Source organism: Micromonospora sp. C41 (assembly GCF_018070485.1).
In the GTDB taxonomy this organism is placed as follows: Bacteria; Actinomycetota; Actinomycetes; order Mycobacteriales; family Micromonosporaceae; genus Micromonospora; species Micromonospora chalcea.
This window is the reverse complement of record NZ_JAGPXP010000038.1, coordinates 1-19027: the sequence shown is the minus strand read 5'-3', so window position 1 is coordinate 19027 and position 19027 is coordinate 1. Positions and strand designations below refer to the sequence as shown.

At 72.9% G+C, this 19027-nt stretch carries 16 protein-coding genes; 6 read left to right on the top strand and 10 right to left on the bottom strand.

Annotated features, from left to right (window positions below):
* Position 1: 1 nt before the first annotated feature.
* Complete coding sequence (locus KBX43_RS27790) at positions 2–526, bottom strand: MarR family winged helix-turn-helix transcriptional regulator (RefSeq protein ID WP_210888115.1); 525 nt, start codon at positions 524–526, stop codon at positions 2–4.
* A 134-nt stretch (positions 527–660) separates the two neighbouring features.
* Here KBX43_RS27790 and KBX43_RS27785 point away from each other — a divergent pair, with 134 nt between their 5' ends.
* Positions 661–2796 (top strand): efflux RND transporter permease subunit, encoded by a 2136-nt coding sequence (locus tag KBX43_RS27785; RefSeq protein ID WP_210888113.1) that lies wholly within the window; start codon positions 661–663, stop codon positions 2794–2796.
* A 79-nt stretch (positions 2797–2875) separates the two neighbouring features.
* On the opposite strand, the gene KBX43_RS27780 is transcribed toward KBX43_RS27785, so the two are convergent.
* Both KBX43_RS27780 and KBX43_RS27775 read right to left on the bottom strand, forming a co-directional pair.
* Entirely contained in the window at positions 2876–3748 is an 873-nt protein-coding gene (locus KBX43_RS27780) for a lytic transglycosylase domain-containing protein (protein WP_043329600.1), read from the bottom strand.
* A 32-nt stretch (positions 3749–3780) separates the two neighbouring features.
* On the bottom strand, positions 3781–5238 hold the full coding sequence (locus KBX43_RS27775; protein ID WP_064445291.1) for a DedA family protein: 1458 nt from the start codon (positions 5236–5238) through the stop codon (positions 3781–3783).
* Positions 5239–5369: 131 nt separating this feature from the next.
* Here KBX43_RS27775 and typA point away from each other — a divergent pair, with 131 nt between their 5' ends.
* Entirely contained in the window at positions 5370–7238 is a 1869-nt protein-coding gene (typA, locus tag KBX43_RS27770; RefSeq protein ID WP_043329598.1) for a translational GTPase TypA, read from the top strand.
* A gap of 680 nt (positions 7239–7918) precedes the next feature.
* On the opposite strand, the gene KBX43_RS27765 is transcribed toward typA, so the two are convergent.
* On the bottom strand, positions 7919–8584 hold the full coding sequence (locus tag KBX43_RS27765) for a class I SAM-dependent methyltransferase (RefSeq protein WP_210888110.1): 666 nt from the start codon (positions 8582–8584) through the stop codon (positions 7919–7921).
* A 61-nt stretch (positions 8585–8645) separates the two neighbouring features.
* On the opposite strand from KBX43_RS27765, the gene KBX43_RS27760 reads away from it, so the two are divergent.
* Positions 8646–9512 carry a serine hydrolase gene (locus KBX43_RS27760; RefSeq protein ID WP_210888107.1) on the top strand — a complete coding sequence of 289 codons (867 nt, stop codon included), beginning with the start codon at positions 8646–8648 and terminating at the stop codon, positions 9510–9512.
* A 5-nt stretch (positions 9513–9517) separates the two neighbouring features.
* Here the strand turns inward: KBX43_RS27760 and KBX43_RS27755 are convergent, their stop codons facing one another.
* Positions 9518–10315, bottom strand: a complete 798-nt coding sequence (locus tag KBX43_RS27755; RefSeq protein ID WP_064445288.1) for a tyrosine-protein phosphatase — start codon at positions 10313–10315, stop codon at positions 9518–9520.
* 44 nt (positions 10316–10359) lie between these two features.
* Between KBX43_RS27755 and KBX43_RS27750 the strand changes: the two genes are divergently transcribed.
* Together KBX43_RS27750 and KBX43_RS27745 are read left to right on the top strand one after the other, a co-directional pair.
* Entirely contained in the window at positions 10360–11457 is a 1098-nt protein-coding gene (locus KBX43_RS27750) for a mandelate racemase/muconate lactonizing enzyme family protein (protein ID WP_043329594.1), read from the top strand.
* 129 nt (positions 11458–11586) lie between these two features.
* The gene (locus tag KBX43_RS27745; protein ID WP_233514624.1) at positions 11587–12423 is read left to right on the top strand and encodes a C40 family peptidase; all 837 of its coding nucleotides are present in this window, start codon (positions 11587–11589) and stop codon (positions 12421–12423) included.
* 8 nt (positions 12424–12431) lie between these two features.
* Here the strand turns inward: KBX43_RS27745 and KBX43_RS27740 are convergent, their stop codons facing one another.
* On the bottom strand, positions 12432–13430 hold the full coding sequence (locus KBX43_RS27740; RefSeq protein WP_043329590.1) for a TerC family protein: 999 nt from the start codon (positions 13428–13430) through the stop codon (positions 12432–12434).
* A 385-nt stretch (positions 13431–13815) separates the two neighbouring features.
* Between KBX43_RS27740 and KBX43_RS27735 the strand changes: the two genes are divergently transcribed.
* Complete coding sequence (locus KBX43_RS27735; RefSeq protein WP_030503827.1) at positions 13816–14109, top strand: antibiotic biosynthesis monooxygenase; 294 nt, start codon at positions 13816–13818, stop codon at positions 14107–14109.
* Positions 14110–14225: 116 nt separating this feature from the next.
* Here KBX43_RS27735 and KBX43_RS27730 read toward each other — a convergent pair whose 3' ends face one another.
* From KBX43_RS27730 to uvrB, 4 genes are all read right to left on the bottom strand, one after another.
* Positions 14226–15122 carry a DUF5753 domain-containing protein gene (locus KBX43_RS27730; protein ID WP_030503826.1) on the bottom strand — a complete coding sequence of 299 codons (897 nt, stop codon included), beginning with the start codon at positions 15120–15122 and terminating at the stop codon, positions 14226–14228.
* Positions 15123–15217: 95 nt separating this feature from the next.
* Positions 15218–15586 carry a VOC family protein gene (locus KBX43_RS27725; protein ID WP_064445287.1) on the bottom strand — a complete coding sequence of 123 codons (369 nt, stop codon included), beginning with the start codon at positions 15584–15586 and terminating at the stop codon, positions 15218–15220.
* A gap of 24 nt (positions 15587–15610) precedes the next feature.
* Positions 15611–16447, bottom strand: coding sequence for a helix-turn-helix transcriptional regulator (locus tag KBX43_RS27720; protein WP_064445286.1), 837 nt, complete (start codon positions 16445–16447; stop codon positions 15611–15613).
* 25 nt (positions 16448–16472) lie between these two features.
* Positions 16473–18578 carry an excinuclease ABC subunit UvrB gene (gene uvrB, locus KBX43_RS27715; RefSeq protein WP_043329585.1) on the bottom strand — a complete coding sequence of 702 codons (2106 nt, stop codon included), beginning with the start codon at positions 18576–18578 and terminating at the stop codon, positions 16473–16475.
* Between the last annotated feature and the right edge of the window lie 449 nt (positions 18579–19027).

Here is a 19027-nt window from a genome sequence, read left to right as displayed (position 1 = left end):
GTCAGTCGCCCTCCCCGGGGCCGGGTGCGGCGCCGCGGCGGGGCGCGGCGCGGATCTCGTCCCGGTGGGTACGCATGGAGCGCACCATCTCCGCCATGAACCGCTGCACCACGGCCAGCTCGTCGTCGGTGAAGCGGTCCATCACCTCGTCGGTGCGGCGCCCGAGCGGGCCGAAGAAGCTCTGCGCCAGCGTGGCGCCACGGTCGGCGTAGTGCAGGAGGATCTTGCGGCGGTCGGCGGTGTCCCGGTCGCGGCGGATGTGACCGCCGCGTTCCAGGCGGTCGACGAGCGCTGTCACCGACCCGGAGGAGATGTTGAGCGCCTCACCGAGGCGGCCCGGGGTGATCGGGTCGCCGACCAGCTCGGCCTCCATCACCGCGATCAACGCCTGCAGGTCGGTGGCGTTGAGCCCGTGCAGTCCGGCGAAGGCGTGCCCGATGTGCTGGGCGTCGACGGAGTATCGGCGCAGGTCGTTGGTGATCTCGGCGATCATCCGCCCGCGCGGGTCGTCCCGTCGCCGGTACATCCTGTGCGCCACCGTTCGCCGACACCCCCTGCCCGAACTGATCCGGTTGCAGCATAGAACCACCCCGGATAATCTCGCTTATCAAGATACTCGTTCAGAGAGAATCCTCCGCGACCAAATAGTGAGGGCATCCGATGTCACTGTTCTCCCGCGTCGTCCGGGGCCGGCTCGCCGCCTGGCTCACCCTGGCCGTCGCGCTCGTCGTCGGCGTAGTCGCCTTCGGGCTGCCGAAGCCGGACAATCCCGACCCGGTCTCCGGCACCGGCCTGTCCGTGAAATGGCAGTCGACGCAGGTCGAACGGCTGCAGGACCAGTTGCCCTCCAAGGACGCCCAGACCGCCCTGGTGGTGGTCAGCCGCGCCGACCAGGCCCCGCTGAGCGGCGCCGACCGAGGTCAGCTCGACGGCCTCACCGGCCAGCTGAGCTCACTCGCCGCCGGCGGCCGGGTCTCCCCCGCCCAGGTCTCCCCGGACGGGACCGTGGCGCTGGTCGCGGTGCCGCTGTCCACCGAGGGCGGCCCGTCGGCGGTGGTCGACGAGGTGGAGAAGCTCCGTGAGGCGGTCGGTGACCTGCCCGGCGAGCTGACCGTCGAGGTCACCGGCGGGCCCGCGTTCACCGCCGACCTGGGCAAGGTGTTCCAGGGCGCGGACACCACGCTGCTGCTGGTCACCGCCGCCGTGGTGGCGGTGCTGCTGCTGGTCACCTACCGCAGCCCGTTCCTGTGGCTCGTACCGCTGCTCGTGGTGGGCGCGACCGAGCAGATCACGCTGCGCGTGGTGGAGTCCCTCGTGCCCGCGTTCGGCATCTACCTGCCCAGCGGCCAGGTCACCGGCATCGCCAGCGTGCTGGTGTTCGGCGCCGCGACCAACTACGCCCTGCTGCTCATCGCCCGCTACCGGGAGGAGCTGCGCCGGGAGGAGGACCGGTTCGCCGCCATGCGCTCGGCGCTGCGCCGCACCGCCGAACCGATCCTGGCCAGCGGCAGCACCGTCGTCCTCGGCGTGCTCACGCTGCTGCTGTCCGAGCAGGAGACCAACCGGGCGCTCGCCATCGCCTGCGCCACCGGTGTGATCCTCGCCATGCTCTCCGCCCTGTTCGTGCTCCCCGCAGCCCTGCTGCTGTTCGGCCGGGGCCTGTTCTGGCCGTTCATCCCCCGCGTCGGCAGCGCCGCCCGCGAGGGTCGGATCTGGGGCCGCCTCGGCGAGATGGTCATCCGCCGGCCGCTGCCGGTCGCCGCGCTCGCCGTCCTGCTGCTCGCCGGCCTGGCCCTCGGCGGCCTCGGCATCCGCACCGGCCTGTCCGAGACCGAGCAGTTCAGCGAGAAGCCGGAGGCGGTCGCCGGGGCGGAGACGCTCGCCCGGGCGTTCCCGGCCGGCAGCACCCAGCCGGTTGCGGTGCTCACCAACCCGCAGGCCGCCCAGGCGGTGCTCGCCGCCGCCTCCGACGTCGACGGGGTCGCCTCGGCCCGGCCGGGCGCCGCCGGAGACCGGGTCGCCCAGATCGACGTGGTGCTCACCGCCGAGCCCGGCAGCGCCGCCTCCGACCGGGCCGTGGTGGCGCTGCGCGACGCCGTGGCCGCCGTACCGGATTCCGCGCCGCCCGCCGTGGACGGCGCGGACGCCCCCGACGGCGCCCTGGTCGGTGGTTCGGTCGCCGCGACCTACGACTCGAACGAGGCGAACACCAAGGACCTCAAGCTGATCCTGCCGCTCATCCTGCTGCTGGTCGGTGCGGTTCTGGTGCTGCTGCTGCGCGGAATCCTGGCGCCGCTGCTGCTGGTGGTGACCGTGATCGCGTCGTTCTTCGCCAGCCTCGGCGCGGCCTGGCTGCTCTTCGACCACGTGCTGGACTTCCCGGCGCTGGACAGCGGGGTGCTGCTGCTCGCGTTCGTCTTCCTGGTGGCGCTCGGCGTCGACTACAACATCTTCCTGGTCACCCGGGCCCGGGAGGACGCCCGGCGCACCGGCACCCGCGACGGCATGCTGTCGGCGCTGCGGGTCACCGGCGGCGTCATCACCAGCGCGGGCGTGCTGCTCGCCGCGGTCTTCGCGGTGCTCGGCGTGCTGCCGCTGATCACGCTCACCCAGATCGGCATCATCGTCTGCATCGGTGTGCTGCTGGACACGCTGCTGGTCCGTACCGTGCTGGTGCCGTCGCTGGCGTTCCTGCTCGGCGACCGGTTCTGGTGGCCCGGCCGGATCACCCGGGACGCCGACGCGCCCGGCGACGCCGTCGACGCGCCGGCCGAGCCGGTGCCCGCGCGGGACTGACCTGGACAGACAGGGCGGGGCCGGCACGTTCGCCGGCCCCGCCCGTTCGTTTGTTCCGTTCGCTCGTTCGCTCGTTCGCTCAGAAGCTCAGGCACTCGCACTCGGTCATCAGCGCCCGCACGTTGCGCACGTACTGCGGGTTGGGGATGGTCAGCGGCTGGTCCTCCCGCGCCACCGCGCCGTGCCCGTAGTTGTACGCCGCGATCACGGCGTTGAGCAGGCAGGAGTTCAACGTGGACGTGCACAGCGAGGCGTCGAGGCGGTAGTCGGACTCGAAGTACATGTCGCCGATGTACTTGGTCAGCCAGGCCAGGTACGTGCCGCCCAGGTAGGCGTTGTCGCGGTAGGCGTCGATGTCGTACGACTGCCCGAACCGCTGGTTCATCCACTCCGCCGTGGCCGGCATGACCTGCATCAGCCCGACCCCGCCATCGCAGGCGATGATGTTGGACTGCCACCCGCTCTCCTGCCAGGCGGTGGCCTTCATCAGGGCCGACGGGATGCGGATGTCCGGCGCCGAGGTGGGCCAGTAGGTGCGCGCCGCGGCATCGGCGAGCGCCGCTTTCACCTGGCTCTGGCTGGCCTTGGTGCCCCGGTAGCTCGGCTTACAGCCCTCGTCCGCCGGCTTCGGCGGGGCGGGAGGCACCTGGGTCTCGGTCGGCGGCTTCGGCTTGGCCAGCGGGGCCGTGGACGTGCGGGACGGCTTCGCGGCCGGTTTCGGTTTCGCCGACGCGCTCGGGCTGGGCCGCCCACCCATCGCCGCGACCGCCGGTGGCTCCTCGCTGGGCGCGTCGGCGGGCGCCTCCTGCGGTTCGTCCGCCGGCGCCGCCGTGGGCAGGTCCGCGGCGACCTCGCGGACCGGCCGTTCCTGTTCGCCGCACGCCGTCAGCGTGCCCGTCGCGAGCAGCGCTGCCACCGCCACCGCGGCCCACCTGCCGAATCCTCGCCGCATCCGACCTCCCCCGTCGTTGCCGTCGGCGCACCCTAACAAGGATCGGCAGGTCCGCGGGGTACCCGAGACGCCGACCGGCGCCGCCGGGGCCGCGGCGGCGCGTCCCGTGGGGCCGGGCCGCCGTCCGCCGGGTCCGGCCGCTCGGCGCCGTCCGCCAGCCGGTCCCGGGTCGCCCACGCCACCACGAACACGGTGGTCCAGGCGAGGCCCAGCAGCACCGCCGTGACGGTGCCGCTCGCGGTGCTGAGTCCCAGGTAGAGCCGCGCGCCGGTGACCATGACCACGCCTGCCGACGCGGCCGTCCACACGGCCACGCCGACCGGCCAGCGCACGCCGCGGGACAGCAGCCAGGCCAGCGTGCCGAAGCTCGCCGTCACCACCGCGTTCTGGGTCGGGAACAGGTCACCGGCCCGGTCCGGGCCACCCGGATCGGTCAGCTCCGCGACAACGACGAGCAACACCAGCGGCACCGCCGCGCCGACGGTGCCCAGCACCCCGAGCGGGTCGGCCCGCCACGGCCGGCCCCGCCCCGTCACCACGGCGGCCACCACGGCGACCGCGGCGATGAGCAGCCAGCCGCGCAGTCCCGACACCGCGGCCTGCGCCGCGTCGACCACCCCGGGGGTACGCCGGGCGGCGAACCAGTCGGAGACCAGCCCGTCGAGGACACCCAGCCCGCTGTGCCGGACCACCGCCTCCAGCAGCAGCGCCACGGCCAGCCCGGCGACGAACAGCAGCGCCAGCCCCAGCACCAGGTTGACCAGCAGGCTCCAGGCCGGGCCGACCCGCATCGCGACCAGGAAGAACAGCACGCCGTACCGGGACCGCAGCCAGCGCAGCGGCGGCAGCGCGGCGGCCCGGGCGGCCAGCGCGCGCACCGGGTCCGGGTTGCGCCCCAGCCAGCGGCCCGCCAGCACCACGCCGAGCAGGCACAGCAGCAGGGCCAGCACCGCCCCGGTGGCCTGGCCGAGCAGCTTCGACACCCGCTCGTACGACTCCCCGGCCAGGTAACCGGCCAGCACCGAGGCGCCGACCCAGCTCGCCACCCCGGCGAGGTTCCACGGCGCGAACCGCCGGTACGGCATTCCGGCCGACCCGGCCAGCCGGGGCGCCAGCGTACGGGCGAACGCGATCCAGCGGGCGGCCAGCACGCCGCGACCGCCCAGCCGGTCCAGCAGCGAATCGGCCCGCCGCCACCGGTGCGCCCCGATCCGGGCACCCACCCCCGAGGCGCGCAGCCGTGGGCCGTACCGCCGCCCGGCCCGCCACGCGAGTGTGTCTCCGATCACGGCGGCGGCGGTCATGGCCACCAGCACGGGCGCGAGGCGCAGCGTCCCCGCGTACGCTAGGAAGCCGACCAGAAGCAGGGTCGCCTCGCCGGGCATCAGCAGCCCGACGATCACCGCGGTCTCCGCCGCGACGATCGCCGCGGCGGCCAGGTAGATCAGCAGGGGCGGCAGCTCCTGCAGCCAGCTCAGCAGGTCAGGCATCGGACACCCCGCACGGGTGTCAGCATGCCAGTCGCTGGAACGGTCGGCACAGCACTTTCGACGCAGATCCGGGCGATCTCGGGGTGACCCCGAGGCGTGCCCGGGCTACCGCAGACAGGAGTATGGAGGGTATGCAGCTACGCACCGACCTCCGCAACGTCGCCATCATCGCCCACGTCGACCACGGCAAGACGACCCTGGTCGACGCCATGTTGCGGCAGGCCGGCGCCTACGGCGCCCGCGGTGAGAACACCGAGCGGGTCATGGACTCGATGGACCTCGAGCGCGAGAAGGGCATCACCATCCTCGCCAAGAACACCGGCGTGCGGTACCTGCCGGCGGACGGCTCGGAACCGGTCACCATCAACATCATCGACACCCCCGGTCACGCCGACTTCGGCGGCGAGGTCGAGCGCGGCCTGACCATGGTCGACGGTGTGGTGCTGCTGGTCGACGCCAGCGAGGGCCCCCTGCCGCAGACCCGGTTCGTGCTCCGCAAGGCGCTGCGCGCGCGGCTGCCGATCATCCTGGTGATCAACAAGGTGGACCGTCCGGACGCCCGGATCAAGGAGGTCGTCGACGACACGTACGAGCTGTTCCTCGACCTGGACGCCGACGAGGAGCAGATCGACTTCCCGATCGTCTACGCCTGCGCCCGCGACGGCATCGCCTCGCTGACCCAGCCCGCCGACGGCGCGGTCCCGGACGACAGCAGCAACCTGGAGCCGCTGTTCCGCACCCTGCTGGACACCATCCCCGCGCCCGCGTACGACGAGGGCGCGCCGCTGCAGGCGCACGTCACCAACCTCGACGCCTCGCCGTTCCTGGGCCGGCTCGCGCTGTGCCGGGTCCGCCAGGGCACGATCAGCAAGGGCCAGACCGTGGCCTGGTGCCGCACCGACGGCAGCACCCAGCGGGTACGCATCTCCGAGCTGCTGATGACCGAGGGCCTGGAGCGCAAGCCGGCCGAGTCCGCCGGGCCGGGCGACATCATCGCCGTGGCCGGCATCCCGGAGATCATGATCGGTGAGACACTCGCCGACGCCGAGAACCCGGTGCCGCTGCCGCTGATCACCGTGGACGAGCCGGCCATCTCGATGACCATCGGCACCAACACCTCGCCGCTGGTCGGCCGGGTCAAGGGCGCCAAGGTCACCGCCCGGATGGTCAAGGACCGGCTCGACAAGGAGCTGATCGGCAACGTGTCGCTGCGGGTGCTGCCCACCGAGCGGCCGGACGCCTGGGAGGTGCAGGGCCGTGGTGAGCTGGCCCTGGCGATCCTGGTCGAGCAGATGCGCCGCGAGTCCTTCGAGCTCACCGTCGGCAAGCCGCAGGTCGTCACCCGGGAGATCGACGGGAAGACCTGCGAGCCGGTCGAGCGGCTGACCATCGACGCCCCGGAGGAGTACCTCGGCGCGATCACCCAGCTCCTGGCAACCCGCAAGGGCCGGATGGAGCAGCTGGTCAACCACGGCACCGGCTGGATCCGGATGGAGTGGCTGGTCCCGGCGCGCGGCCTGATCGGCTTCCGCACCGAGTTCCTCACCGAGACCCGCGGCACCGGCATCCTGCACCACGTCTTCGAGTCGTACGAGCCGTGGTTCGGCGAGCTGCGCACCCGCAACAACGGGTCGCTGGTCGCCGACCGGGCCGGCGCGGTCACCGCGTTCGCGATGACCAACCTCCAGGAACGCGGCCAGCTCTTCGTCGAGCCGGGCACCGAGGTGTACGAGGGCATGATCGTCGGCGAGAACTCCCGCTCCGACGACATGGACGTCAACATCACCAAGGAGAAGAAGCTCACCAACATGCGCTCGTCGACCGCCGACGAGACCGAGAAGCTGATCCCGCCGCGCAAGCTGTCCCTGGAGCAGGCGCTGGAGTTCTGCCGCGAGGACGAGTGCGTCGAGGTCACCCCGGCCGCGGTGCGCATCCGCAAGGTGGTGCTGGACCAGACCCAGCGCGGCCGGATGGCGGCCCGCCGCAAGCACGCAGGCTGACCCACCCCGCCCCACCCGGAGCCCGGCCCGCCCCAGGCGGACCGGGCTCCCCCGTCTCTCCCCCTGCCCTGCCCTGCCCTGCCCTGCCCTGCCCGGTTGATCATGAGGTTGGCGGCGTTTTCGATCTCCATAACCGCCGCCAACCTCATGATCGACCGCCAAGCGCGAGATCTTGGTACGAAATGGCCCCTCCAGGGGCTGCCCCTCCAGGGGCCGATTCCTACCAAGATCTACACGGATCTCGGGATATGACCTTCTAGATCCCGGATAGTGGGAGATTGGGCGGTCTCCGCGGACGGCATGGGAGCGGCCGTCGGATGACGTGGAACTGGCGGACTGAGCCAGCAGTGGACGTCCCGACGCAGGCCGGAACCGGTGGGCGGAGGAGAAGCGAGCGGGCCGACGCAGGCGGAAGCCGGCGGACGGGCAGGAGCGGGCGGGCGGACACAGGCGGAAGCCGGACGGGCCGACCGACATGCGAGCCGGCAAGCGGGCGGACGCGGAAGCGCGCAGGCGAGCGCACGCGGGAATGGGGCAAGCGGGCTGGCCCGGAAGCGAGCAAGCGGGCGGATCCCGGAAGCGGGCGGACGAGTGGCCGACCACGGTGGAGGTCGGGCGACAGCGGTGGCGGCACGGCCCCGGACGAACGCCCGTAGCAGGACGATCGCGGGGACGAGGCGTCAGCGGGGCTTGGTGGCGGCGATCGCCAGGGCGTCGGGGACAGGCCCGGAGCCGGACTCGACCACCCGGGTCACCACCAGACCGGCCGCGGTGACGGCGTTGAGCAGGTCGGCCAGGGGCAGGTGCCAGGCGCCGACACGCGCCCGCACCCCGACGACGTTCCACGACCGCAGCGTGTGCTCCGGTGAGGCGTACCCGCCGTCGATCACGATCCGCTCCGGCTCGGACCGGTCGGCGAACGCGCCCACGTAACACGGGTGCACCCCGACGTGCACCAGCCGGCCACCGGGCGCCAGCACCCGCGCCGCCTCCGCGAGCGCGGCCGGATAGTCGGGCATGTCGGTGTGCGCGAGCACGCACACCGCGGCCGGCACCGCGCCGGCGGCCAGCGGCAGCGCTGTCGCGTCAGCCCGGGCCACCGGCAGCCGCGACCGGGCGTGGCGCAGTTGCCCGCCGGACAGGTCCACACCCACCGGCGTCCACCCGAGACGGCGCAGCTCGGCCGCGTGCGCGCCGGTGCCGCAGCACAGGTCCAGGCAGCGGCCCGGGCCCTCGCCCAGCAGGCCGGCCAGCACCGACCGGATCCGGTCCATGTAGACCGACGAGGTCTCGCTGGCGTACTCCTCGTACCAGTCGGCGATGTCGTCGTACAACGGGGTCGTCATCTCCGCACGCTAGCCCCGCACCGGGCCCGCCGCTGCCCCGCAGATCGGCTACGGTGCCCCCATGACCTGGGAGGAGCTCGACGCGCACCTGGACAAGGTGCCCGGCACCGTCTCCGCGTACGTGGGCCGGCCCGGCGCGCGGCCGACGTGGACGCGGCGCGCCGACGCCACCCACTACGCGGCGAGCACCATGAAGCTCGCCGTGCTGGTGGCGCTGTTCCGCGCCGCCGAGGCCGGCCGGCTCGACCTGGACGCGCCGGTGCCGGTGCGCAACTCGTTCGACTCCGCGCTGCCGGGCGCGCCCCGGTTCGCCAACGCCCGGAACTACGACAACGACGAGGCGGTCTGGGACCGCGTCGGCGGGGACGCGCCGCTGCGTTGGCTCGCCGAACGGATGATCGTCCGGTCCAGCAACCTGGCCACGAACATCTGCATCGGCCAGGTGGGGCTGCCCGCCGTGGCGCGGGCGTGGGCGCTCGCCGGGGCGCGGCTCAGCGTCACCGGCCGCGGCATCGAGGACTTCGCCGCCCGCGACTCCGGCATCGACAACCTGGTCACCGCCGCCGACCTGGCCGCCCTGCTCGGCGAGCTGGCGCTCGGCGCGACCCGGCCCGGCCCGCTCGCCTCGCCGTCTGCCTGCGCGGCCATGCTCGACGTGCTCGCCGCCCAGGAACCCCGCGAGGCCCTGGCCGCCGGGCTGCCCGACGGCACCCGCGTCGCGCACAAGAACGGCTGGGTGCGCGGCGTGCGCCACGGCGCCGGCGTGGTCTTCCCGGACGACGCGCCGCCGTACACGATCGTCGTCTGCACCACCACCGACCTGGCCGACGGCGGCGCGGACGGCGACGAGGTGGAGGACGACGCCTGCCGGCTGATCGCGCACGTCTCCGCGCGGGTCTGGGCGGCGCGACACGACCTGGCCGGCTGACCCGGCTACTCCAGCAGCCGCTCGCGCAGCGCCGCGCGGTCCGCGTCGGTCACCCCCAGACCGTCGCGCAGGTACGCCTCGAACGAGCCGTGCGTCCGGCGCACCTCGTCGTAGGCGGCGTCCAGGTATTCCGGGCGCACCTCCAGCAGCGGCCGCGCCACCGCCGGATCCAGGTCCGGCCGGCGCTGGATCATCGCGGACAGCAGCACCTCGCGCAGGCTCTCGGTCAGCTCGTTGTGCACCAGGTAGTCGGCGCGGATCGCCTCCTCCTGGACGCCCAGCGCGGTCAGCAGCACCACCGACAGCCAGCCGGTGCGGTCCTTGCCGGCCGAGCAGTGGAACAGCAGCGGCAGGTTCGCGTCCTCGACGGCCAGCCGCACCGCCGCGCTGAAACCGGCCCGCGCCGACTCGCCGGTGACGAACCAGCGGTAGATCGCCGTCATCGCCCCCGGCATGCCCTCCCGGGCCAGCGCCGCGTAGGCGTTCAGGTCGTGGCCCTGCAGCACCGCCGAGACGTACGTGAAGACGGGATGCGCCGCGTCGTAGACGGGCAGGTGCACCACGCGGGGCGCACCGGCCAGCCGGTCCGGCGGGGCCACCGCCTGCTCGTGGACGTCACGCAGGTCCACCACGCAGGCCGGGCCGAGCTTGCCCAGCACCGGCAGGTCCTCGTCGGTGAGCCGGCCCAGCGCGGGCGTGCGGATGAGCCGCCCGGCGCGTATCCGCCGCCCGTCTGTCGTCGGCAGTCCGCCCAGGTCACGCGCGTTCGGCGCGCCCACCAGCTCCCATTCCCGCCCGGTCATCGGCCCTCCCCTGCTCGCCGCCAGTTGGCTATAGGGTGCCCCACATGACCATCGCCGCGGTACGCACCCACCGTCTGTCGGCCCCCTTACACACCCCGTTCGTCACCGCGCTGCGCCGCACCACCACAGTGGACACGCTGGTCGTGGAGGTGATCGACGGCGACGGCCGCTCGGGTTTCGGTGAGGCGCCGCAGGTCTGGCAGGTGACCGGCGCGTCGGTGGCCGGCGCCGAGGCGTGCGTACGCGAACTGCTCGCGCCGCTGCTGATCGGCCGGGACGCCGACGACCTCCAGGCGGGCTGCGCGCTGGTGCGTCGCGCGGTGGTCGGCAACGAGTCGGCGAAGGCGGCGGTCGACGTGGCGCTGCACGACCTGGCCGCGCGGCGGCTCGGCGTACCCCTGGTGCGTCTGCTCGGCGGCACGGCGCTGCGCGTGCCGACGGACGTCACGCTGGCCGCCGGCGACGCGGTCGACCTGGCCGCGACGGCGGCGCGGCGCGGCGCCGAGGGGTTCGGGGTGCTCAAGCTCAAGGTCGGCACCGACGCCCGCGGCGACCTGGACCGGGTGCGCGCGGTGCGGGCCGCGGTCGGGCCGGACGTGCGCATCCGGCTGGACGCCAACCAGGGCTGGACGCCCCGGGAGGCGGTGCGGGTGATCCGCGCGATCGAGGACGCGGGGCTCGACGTCGAGCTGGTCGAGCAGCCGGTGCACCGCCGTGACCTGGACGGGCTGGCCTGGGTCAGCGACCGGGTCGGGCTGCCGATCCTGGCCGACGAGTCCGTCTTCGACGTGCGGGACATGGTCGAGGTGATCCGGCGGCGGGCCGCCGACATGGTCAACGTGAAGCTGGCCAAGTGCGGTGGGCTGCAACCGGCCCGCACGCTGCTGGACCTGGCCGCCGCGCACGGCATGGGCACCATCGTCGGCTCGATGATGGAGGGCCCGGTCGGCGTGGGCGCCGCCGCCAGCCTGGTCGCCGCCTACGGCACCACCGCCGTGTCGGACCTCGACGCCGCCTGGTGGCTGGCCTGGTCGCCGGTGACCGGCGGCATCCGGTACGAGGGCGCGAGCGTGCTGCTGCCGGACGCGCCGGGTCTCGGCGTCACCGGCCTCCGTGAAGCTAAAATTCAGTCACATGGTTGAGTAGCGGCAGAATTTTTCATATGGTCGCCCGGAGAAGCATTCCAGAGAGGGGTACGCGTGGCGCCTCAACCGTGCCGACAGGCCGTCGTACGGGTGCCGGTGGCGACCCTGTGGACAGCACCCGATGCGGTGCGCCCGATCGACCGGCCCGCTCTTGCCGACTGCCCCGACGTCGCCGGCTGGATCGCCGGGATGGACCGCGACCAGCGGGTCGGTGACTGCGTCCTGACCCAGTTGCTGCTCGGCGAGCCGGTACGGATCACCGAGACGCGGCCGGACGGCTGGGCCCGCGTCGTCGCGCTCGGCCAGCCCGCCGCGAAACACGGCGCCGACGGCTACCCGGGCTGGGTGCGGACCGCCCACCTGACCACAGCCGAGCCGGCCGGCGCCGCGCTGACCGTCGACGTCGCCCACACCACGCTGCACGCCTCGCCGGGCGGCGCACCGGCGCTTCGCGGCCTGGTGCTCGGCACCCGCCTGGAGTCGGCCGGGCGGCCGGTGGACGGCGGGCGACCGGTCCGCGTACCGGGTCGGGCCGACCCGCTGTGGGCCCCGGAGGGCGACCTGGTGCCGCTGCCGGCCGAACGCCCCGAGGCCAAGGAGGTGCTCGCGGTCGCCGAGCGGCTGCGTGACCTGCTCTACGTCTGGGGCGGCCTGTCCACCGACGGCATCGACTGCTCCGGGCTGGTCCACCTGGCCTGGCGGCGGCACGGGATCACGCTCCCCCGCGACGCCGACGACCAGGCGGACGCGACGACGCCGGTGGTGCTCGGCGACGAACGTCCCGGCGACCTCTACTTCTTCGCGCGGCCCGGCCGGCGCGTCCACCACGTCGGGATCGTCTCGGCCGAGCCGCACGGCGGCCGGCGCCGGATGCTGCACGCCTGCTACCTGACCCGCCGGGTGGTCGAGGAGGAGCTGCCCGCCGACCGGGCCGCCACGCTCGTCGGCGCGCACCGCGTCTGACCCTGCGGTCAGGGGCGGGTCTTGACCAGCTCCCGTCGCCGGTCCCGCGACGACTTCGCCAGGCTTGCCGCAGTGGCCACGGCCAGGGTGCCGAGGATGACGGTGAGCGACAGCCAGATCGGGATGTGCGGGGCCCACCCCACGGGCTCGCCGCCATTGATGAACGGCAGGTGGTTGTCGGCGAGCGCCTCCAGCATCAGCTTCACGCCGATGAAGCCGAGCACCACGGCGAGGCCGTAGCTGAGGTAGATGAGCCGGTCCAGCAGGCCGCCGAGCAGGAAGTAGAGCTGCCGCAGCCCCATCAGGGCGAAGACGTTGGCGGTGAAGACCAGGTACGGCTCCTGGGTGATGCCGAAGATCGCCGGGATCGAGTCGAGCGCGAAGATCAGGTCGGTGGTGCCGATCGCGATCATCACGATCAGCATCGGGGTGAACAGCCGCCGACCGTTCTCCCGGGTGGTGATCTTCGCCCCGTCGTAGTCCCGGGACAGCGGCAGCGCCCGCCGGCTCCACCGGATCAGCACGTTCTCGCTGAACTCGTCCTCGTCCGGCTCGCCCTGCCGGGCCAGGTTCACCGCGGTGTAGATGAGGAACGCGCCGAAGATGTAGAACACCCAGGAGAACTGGGAGATCAGCGCCGCGCCGGCCGCGATGAAGCCGCCACGCATGACCAGCGCCAGGATGATGCCGACGAGCAGCACCTTCTGCTGATACTGCCGGGGCACCCCGAAGCGGGCCATGATGATGACGAAGACGAAGAGGTTGTCCACCGAGAGGCTGTACTCGGTGAGCCAGCCGGTGTAGAACTCCCCCGCCACGCGGCCACCGGCGGTCAGCCAGAGCACCCCGCCGAAGATCAGCGCCAGGCCGACGTAGAAGCCCACCCAGAGGCTGGACTCGCGGACGCTGGGCTCGTGCGGTCGCCGGCCGATGATGAACAGGTCGGCGAGCAGGACCGCGATCATCGCGATCAGCGTTACCGCCCACACCAATGCGGACACGTTCAAATCCATCCTCCGGCAGACACGCGGCCTCGGGCACACCGTACGCCGGGTGGGCTGCAGGGGTGCGTCGACGCTGACAGGGGTGACTGTCGGAGGTCTCTTCCGCCGGAGCCTGACAGCAGGTTCCGACCGACGGAGCCGGGTCGGGCCACCGTAAGGTACCGGCGCTCTTCCGTGCTGACGACTCCACCGCGAGGGAATACTCCCCTCCTCGGGCGCCATTGTTCACCATCACACCCAGGTGCCGCATCTCCGGGCCGTCGTACGGCTGGGTGACGTGCGCCGCCTCACCCCGCGTAGCGCATCCTAGGAGGCTAGCCCAGCAACTCTCGCCCGGGCGTCTCCCCCGGTGCGTACACCCGGCGGGGTGGCATGGCAGGCTGCGGACATGGTTCTTGAGGTCGCGCTGATCGATGTGACGCCCGGAAACGAGGACGACTTCGCCGCCGCCTACGCGCAGGCACGGCCGATCCTCGCCGGCGCCGAGGGCTGCCGTTCCGTGCGGATGACCCGGGGCGTGGAGTCGCCCACCCGGTTCGTCCTGCTGGTCGAGTGGGACTCGGTCGAGGCGCACGACGTGAACTTCCGCCAGACCGACCGGTTCGCGCAGTGGCGCGGGCTGATCGGCCCGTACTTCGCCGGGCCGCCGCTGGTCGAGCACTTCACCGACGTCCCGGCCTGAACTGTCGTACCCGTGCCGTAGCCTGCGCGCTGCGCGGCCACCGGCCCCGACGGTCATCGGGGGCGCCGGGCCCGGTGGTCGCGCCAGCTCGTGCCGGTCGATCCAGCTCGCGCCGGTCAGCCCAGGTCGTGCGGATCGCGCTGACGGGGCACCGGCGCAGCCCCCAGCCGCCGGGCCACCAGCTCGGCCGTGGCATCGGGTGGCAGCGCGACCGCGAGCAGCCGCTCGATGACCCGTTCGTAGTGGCTCACGTCCGTCTCGGACACCAGGCGCACGTCGGTGGTCAGCGTCTCCACCAGCACGGTGCGCGGGTCCGCCGGATCGGGGTAGGCGTAGTAGGAGAACGGCGCGAGCGGGTGCGGGCCGTCGCCGCAGGACGCGCCGGGCAGCAGCCGGACGCTGACGCGAGGCCGCTCGGCGAGGGCGAGCAGATGCCGCATCTGGTCACGCCACACGTCACCGGGCAGGCCGTCCGGGTCGCAGACCCGCTCGTCGATCAGCGCCGTGTAGTGCGGCGGATCCGGCCGGATCAGCAGCTCCTGACGCGCCGCGCGGGCGCGGACCTCGGCCTCCACGTCCACGTCCCCGGTCAGCGCCGCGCCCGCCGATACGCGCAACCGGGCGTACGCCGGGGTCTGGAGCAGGCCGGGCACGAGCGCGCACTGATACTCGACGATGCGCTCGGCGCCCGCCTCCAGCTCGACGTACGCCCGCTGCCGTTCGCCCATCTCGCCGAGCGCCCGGGACCAGCCGCGTCCGGTGGCGGCGTCCCGGGCGATGACTATCAGCTCGTCCCGCTGCGGTGACGGCACCTGATAGACGTCGAGCAGGTCGAGCACGTCGGCCAGGTCGGGCCGACTCTGCCCCAGCTCGATGCGGGACAGCTTCGAGGTGGACGCCCAACCCAGCCGGACGCAGACCTGCTCCAACGTGAGCGACTCGCGACGGCGCAGCCGGCGCAGCTCCACACCGAGCCGCGCCCTCCGGACCACGGGACTTGCTGACAACGGCATGCACGCCTCCCAGGGGAGGAGAGTACGCATGACCATCACGCTCGGCAATACCTCGCCCACACAGCGCTACCACGCCCGGAGTAGGCGCCAGTCGTTCAGGGGCGGTAGGTGCCGAACGACCAGACGTGCCCGGACAGGTCGCGGGCGATGTAGTCACGGGAGCCGTAGTCGGTGTCGAACGGCGCCCTGATGATCTCCGCGCCGGCCGCCCCGGCCCGCTCGTGATGCGCGTCGACGTCGTCGATCGCCAGGTAGACGCGGTAGTCGTCGTCGGCCGGGCGGGGCTGCGGCGCCGGCCCCGGGCCGAGCATCACCAGATCGCCGGCGTACTCCAGCTCGACGTGGACCAGGGTGCCGTCGGGCAGCTCGTGCAGCTCGCGCACGGTGAGGCCGAACGCGGAACAGAGGAAGTCGACGGCGGCTCGCACGTCGGGATAGCGCAAGACGGGATAAACGCTCTGCATGCCGCCAGTCTGCCGCCGCCTCGGTCAGGCCGGATTGGACGAATGAGATCCCGGCCCGGCCAGCGCGGCCGGGGTGACGCCGGCGAACTCGCGGAACTCCCGGATCAGATGCGACTGGTCGTAGTAGCCCCACCGGGCCGCCCGCTCCGCCCAGCCGGTGTCGCCGGGCACGGCGAAGGGCGCAGTGAGCACGGTGCGGCCCAGGCTCGCGTACGCCCGGTCGAAACGCAGCAGACGGGCGACGGTCCTCGGCGGCAGGCCGAACTCCCGTCGGAACCGGACCGACAGGTGGCGACGCGACCAGCCCAGCTCCTCGGCCAGCGTGGCCACGCCGACCGCTTCCCCGCCGCCGTCCAGCCGCCGCCAGGCGGCCAGCAGGTGCGGGTCCACCGGCGTGGTCGCCGCCAGCCGCGCGGACAGCGCGGCGTCGAGCCGGGCGAAACGCTCCGGCCAGCCCGGCGCTGCGGCCAGCTCGTCGCGCAGCCGGGCCAGCCAGCCCGCCACCGCGTCGACCGGCGCCGCCCGGTTGGCCAGCTCGGCCAGCGGCAGCCCGAGCAGGCGGCGGGCCGCCGGGGCGGTCAGCATCACCTGGACCCCGGTGCCCGTCCCCACGGTGCGGGTGGCGCACCAGCTGTCGAACGGGCCGGCCAGGAAGGCGTTCGTGGAGTATGCGCCCCGGGCCGGGTCACGCGGGTCGGTGACGTCCAGCGGGTCGCCCCAGCCGAGGATCAGCACCACGAACGCGCCCGCCACCTCCCGGCGCACCAGCGGGACGGACACGTCCTCGCGGTAGCCGAGGTAGCTGTCCACCCACTGGCGCAGTCGCGGATCGGGGCGCGCGACGACGGCCTCGGTCAGCATCGCGCCGCCCCGGCCGTCACGCCGGTCACCGGACTCCTGCGGCGTCCATCCCGCGCAGCTCCTTCTTGAGGTCGGCGACCTCGTCCCGGATGCGTGCGGCCAGCTCGAACTGCAGCTCCCGCGCGGCGGCGAGCATCTGGTCGTTGAGCTCCTGGATGAGGTTGGCCAGGTCGGCCCGGGCCATGCCCTCGCGGGACGGGGTGGTCGCGGCGCCCCGGCGGCTGCGGGTCTCCTTCACCGGCGCCTTGCCCCGGGAGAGCTGCCGCACGGCACCGCCGACGTTGCTGTTCTCGGTGTCCTCCGCCTCGCGGTAGATGTCGTCGAGGATGTCGTGGATCTTCTTGCGCAACGGCTCCGGCTTGATGCCGTTCGCCTCGTTGTGCGCGATCTGCTTGGCCCGGCGCCGGTTGGTCTCGTCGATCGCGTCCGCCATCGACGGCGTGATCTTGTCGGCGTACATGTGGACCTGGCCGGAGACGTTACGGGCCGCCCGGCCGATGGTCTGGATCAGCGACCGGCCGCTGCGCAGGAACCCCTCCTTGTCGGCGTCGAGGATCGCCACCAGGGAGACCTCGGGCAGGTCGAGACCCTCCCGGAGCAGGTTGATGCCGACGAGCACGTCGTAGTCGCCCTTGCGCAGCTCGCGCAGCAGCTCGACCCGGCGCAGCGTGTCGACCTCGGAGTGCAGGTAGCGCACCCGGATGCCGTTCTCCAGCAGGTAGTCGGAGAGGTCCTCGGCCATCTTCTTGGTGAGCGTGGTGACCAGGACGCGCTCGTCCCGCTCGGTGCGCAGCTTGATCTCGTGCATGAGGTCGTCGATCTGGCCCTTTGTCGGCTTGACCACGACCTCCGGGTCGATCAGGCCGGTGGGGCGGATCACCTGCTCGACGAACTCGCCCTGCGCCTGCTCCAGCTCCCACGGGCCGGGGGTGGCGGACAGGTAGACCATCTGGCCCACCCGCTCCAGGAACTCGTCGAAGCGCAGCGGACGGTTGTCCGCCGCGCTGGGCAGCCGGAAGCCGTGGTCGATGAGCATCCGCTTGCGGGAGGCGTCGCCCTCGTACATGCCGCCGATCTGCGGGATCGTCACGTGCGACTCGTCGACCACGGTGAGGAAGTCGTCGGGGAAGTAGTCGAGCAGGCAGTGCGGCGGGCTGCCGGGCAGCCGGCCGTCGATGTGCATGGAGTAGTTCTCGATGCCGGAGCAGAAGCCCACCTGCCGCATCATCTCGATGTCGTAGGTGGTGCGCATGCGCAGCCGCTGGGCCTCCAGCAGCTTGCCCTGCCGCTCCAGCTCGGCCAGCCGCTCGCCCAGCTCGGCCTCGATGTCGCGGATCGCCCGTTCCATCCGCTCCGGGCCGGCGGCGTAGTGCGTGGCCGGGAAGATCATCAAGCTGTCGACCTCGCGGACCACGTCACCGGTCAGCGGGTTCAGGTAGTAGAGCTTCTCGATCTCGTCACCGAACAGCTCGATGCGGACCGCCAGCTCCTCGTACGCCGGGATGATCTCCAGCGTGTCGCCGCGGACCCGGAAGGTGCCGCGCTGGAAGGCCATGTCGTTGCGCGTGTACTGGATGTCGACCAGCCGCCGCAGCAACTGGTCACGGTCCAGCTCCTGCCCCACCTTCACCCGCACGGCCCGGTCGAGGTATTCCTCCGGCGTGCCCAGCCCGTAGATCGCCGAGACGGTGGCGACCACGATGACGTCGCGCCGGGTGAGCAGCGACATGGTGGCCGAGTGCCGCAGCCGCTCGACCTCCTCGTTGATCGAGGAGTCCTTCTCGATGTAGGTGTCGGTCTGCGGGATGTACGCCTCGGGCTGGTAGTAGTCGTAGTAGGAGACGAAGTATTCGACGGCGTTGCGCGGCAGCAGCTCGCCGAACTCCTTCGCCAGCTGGGCCGCGAGGGTCTTGTTGGGGGCGAGCACCAGGGTCGGCCGCTGCAGCCGCTCGACCAGCCACGCCGTGGTGGCGCTCTTGCCGGTGCCGGTCGCGCCGAGCAGCACCGTGTTGCGGTCGCCGCGCCGCACGCGACGCTCAAGCTCGTCGATGGCAGCCGGCTGGTCACCGGCCGGCTGGAACTCACTGACGACCTGGAAGCGGCCGTCGAGCCGGGGAATGTCGAGCGCCATGACACCAACCGTACGCCCGCGGTCCGACACTTCCGGCCACGACCACGGACCGTCCCTGATCAGCTTCGATATTCCCATTGTGTGGCTCATCTCACGGGTTTACCCTCGTACCGTAGGCCGCTCGCGGCGGCCGACCGGGCCGGCGACCGCCCCCTTCCGAGGGCCGGTTGCCCCCGGCGCCAGGGCCGCAGCACCCGGGTCGACCGGCGTGCGCGCCGACGGTGGTCGCGCGCAGGCGCTGACCGGCCGCCGCGAGCGCCCCTGCTCGTCACCGAAACCCCGCTCTCGCGTTTTCCACTCGTGGGGACCTCTCCCGACCGCCGGCCGCGACGCGAGCCGCCCGACACCGGCGCGCCCCCGTCCGCCGACGACGCCGGCCGCCCGCGCGGCGCGGGTCGCCCCCGCCGCCTCACCGCCCGGGGCGGCGGCGACCAGTCCGTGCCCCGTGC

What these genes read in the sequence shown, in the direction of transcription:
- KBX43_RS27790 (WP_210888115.1), bottom strand. Translation starts at nt 526, where the DNA reads ATGTACCGGCGACGGGACGACCCGCGCGGGCGGATGATCGCCGAGATC.
- KBX43_RS27785 (WP_210888113.1), top strand. Translation starts at nt 661, where the DNA reads ATGTCACTGTTCTCCCGCGTCGTCCGGGGCCGGCTCGCCGCCTGGCTC.
- KBX43_RS27780 (WP_043329600.1), bottom strand. Translation starts at nt 3,748, where the DNA reads ATGCGGCGAGGATTCGGCAGGTGGGCCGCGGTGGCGGTGGCAGCGCTG.
- KBX43_RS27775 (WP_064445291.1), bottom strand. Translation starts at nt 5,238, where the DNA reads ATGCCTGACCTGCTGAGCTGGCTGCAGGAGCTGCCGCCCCTGCTGATC.
- typA (WP_043329598.1), top strand. Translation starts at nt 5,370, where the DNA reads ATGCAGCTACGCACCGACCTCCGCAACGTCGCCATCATCGCCCACGTC.
- KBX43_RS27765 (WP_210888110.1), bottom strand. Translation starts at nt 8,584, where the DNA reads ATGACGACCCCGTTGTACGACGACATCGCCGACTGGTACGAGGAGTAC.
- KBX43_RS27760 (WP_210888107.1), top strand. Translation starts at nt 8,646, where the DNA reads ATGACCTGGGAGGAGCTCGACGCGCACCTGGACAAGGTGCCCGGCACC.
- KBX43_RS27755 (WP_064445288.1), bottom strand. Translation starts at nt 10,315, where the DNA reads ATGACCGGGCGGGAATGGGAGCTGGTGGGCGCGCCGAACGCGCGTGAC.
- KBX43_RS27750 (WP_043329594.1), top strand. Translation starts at nt 10,360, where the DNA reads ATGACCATCGCCGCGGTACGCACCCACCGTCTGTCGGCCCCCTTACAC.
- KBX43_RS27735 (WP_030503827.1), top strand. Translation starts at nt 13,816, where the DNA reads ATGGTTCTTGAGGTCGCGCTGATCGATGTGACGCCCGGAAACGAGGAC.
- KBX43_RS27730 (WP_030503826.1), bottom strand. Translation starts at nt 15,122, where the DNA reads ATGCCGTTGTCAGCAAGTCCCGTGGTCCGGAGGGCGCGGCTCGGTGTG.
- KBX43_RS27725 (WP_064445287.1), bottom strand. Translation starts at nt 15,586, where the DNA reads ATGCAGAGCGTTTATCCCGTCTTGCGCTATCCCGACGTGCGAGCCGCC.
- KBX43_RS27720 (WP_064445286.1), bottom strand. Translation starts at nt 16,447, where the DNA reads ATGCTGACCGAGGCCGTCGTCGCGCGCCCCGATCCGCGACTGCGCCAG.
- uvrB (WP_043329585.1), bottom strand. Translation starts at nt 18,578, where the DNA reads ATGGCGCTCGACATTCCCCGGCTCGACGGCCGCTTCCAGGTCGTCAGT.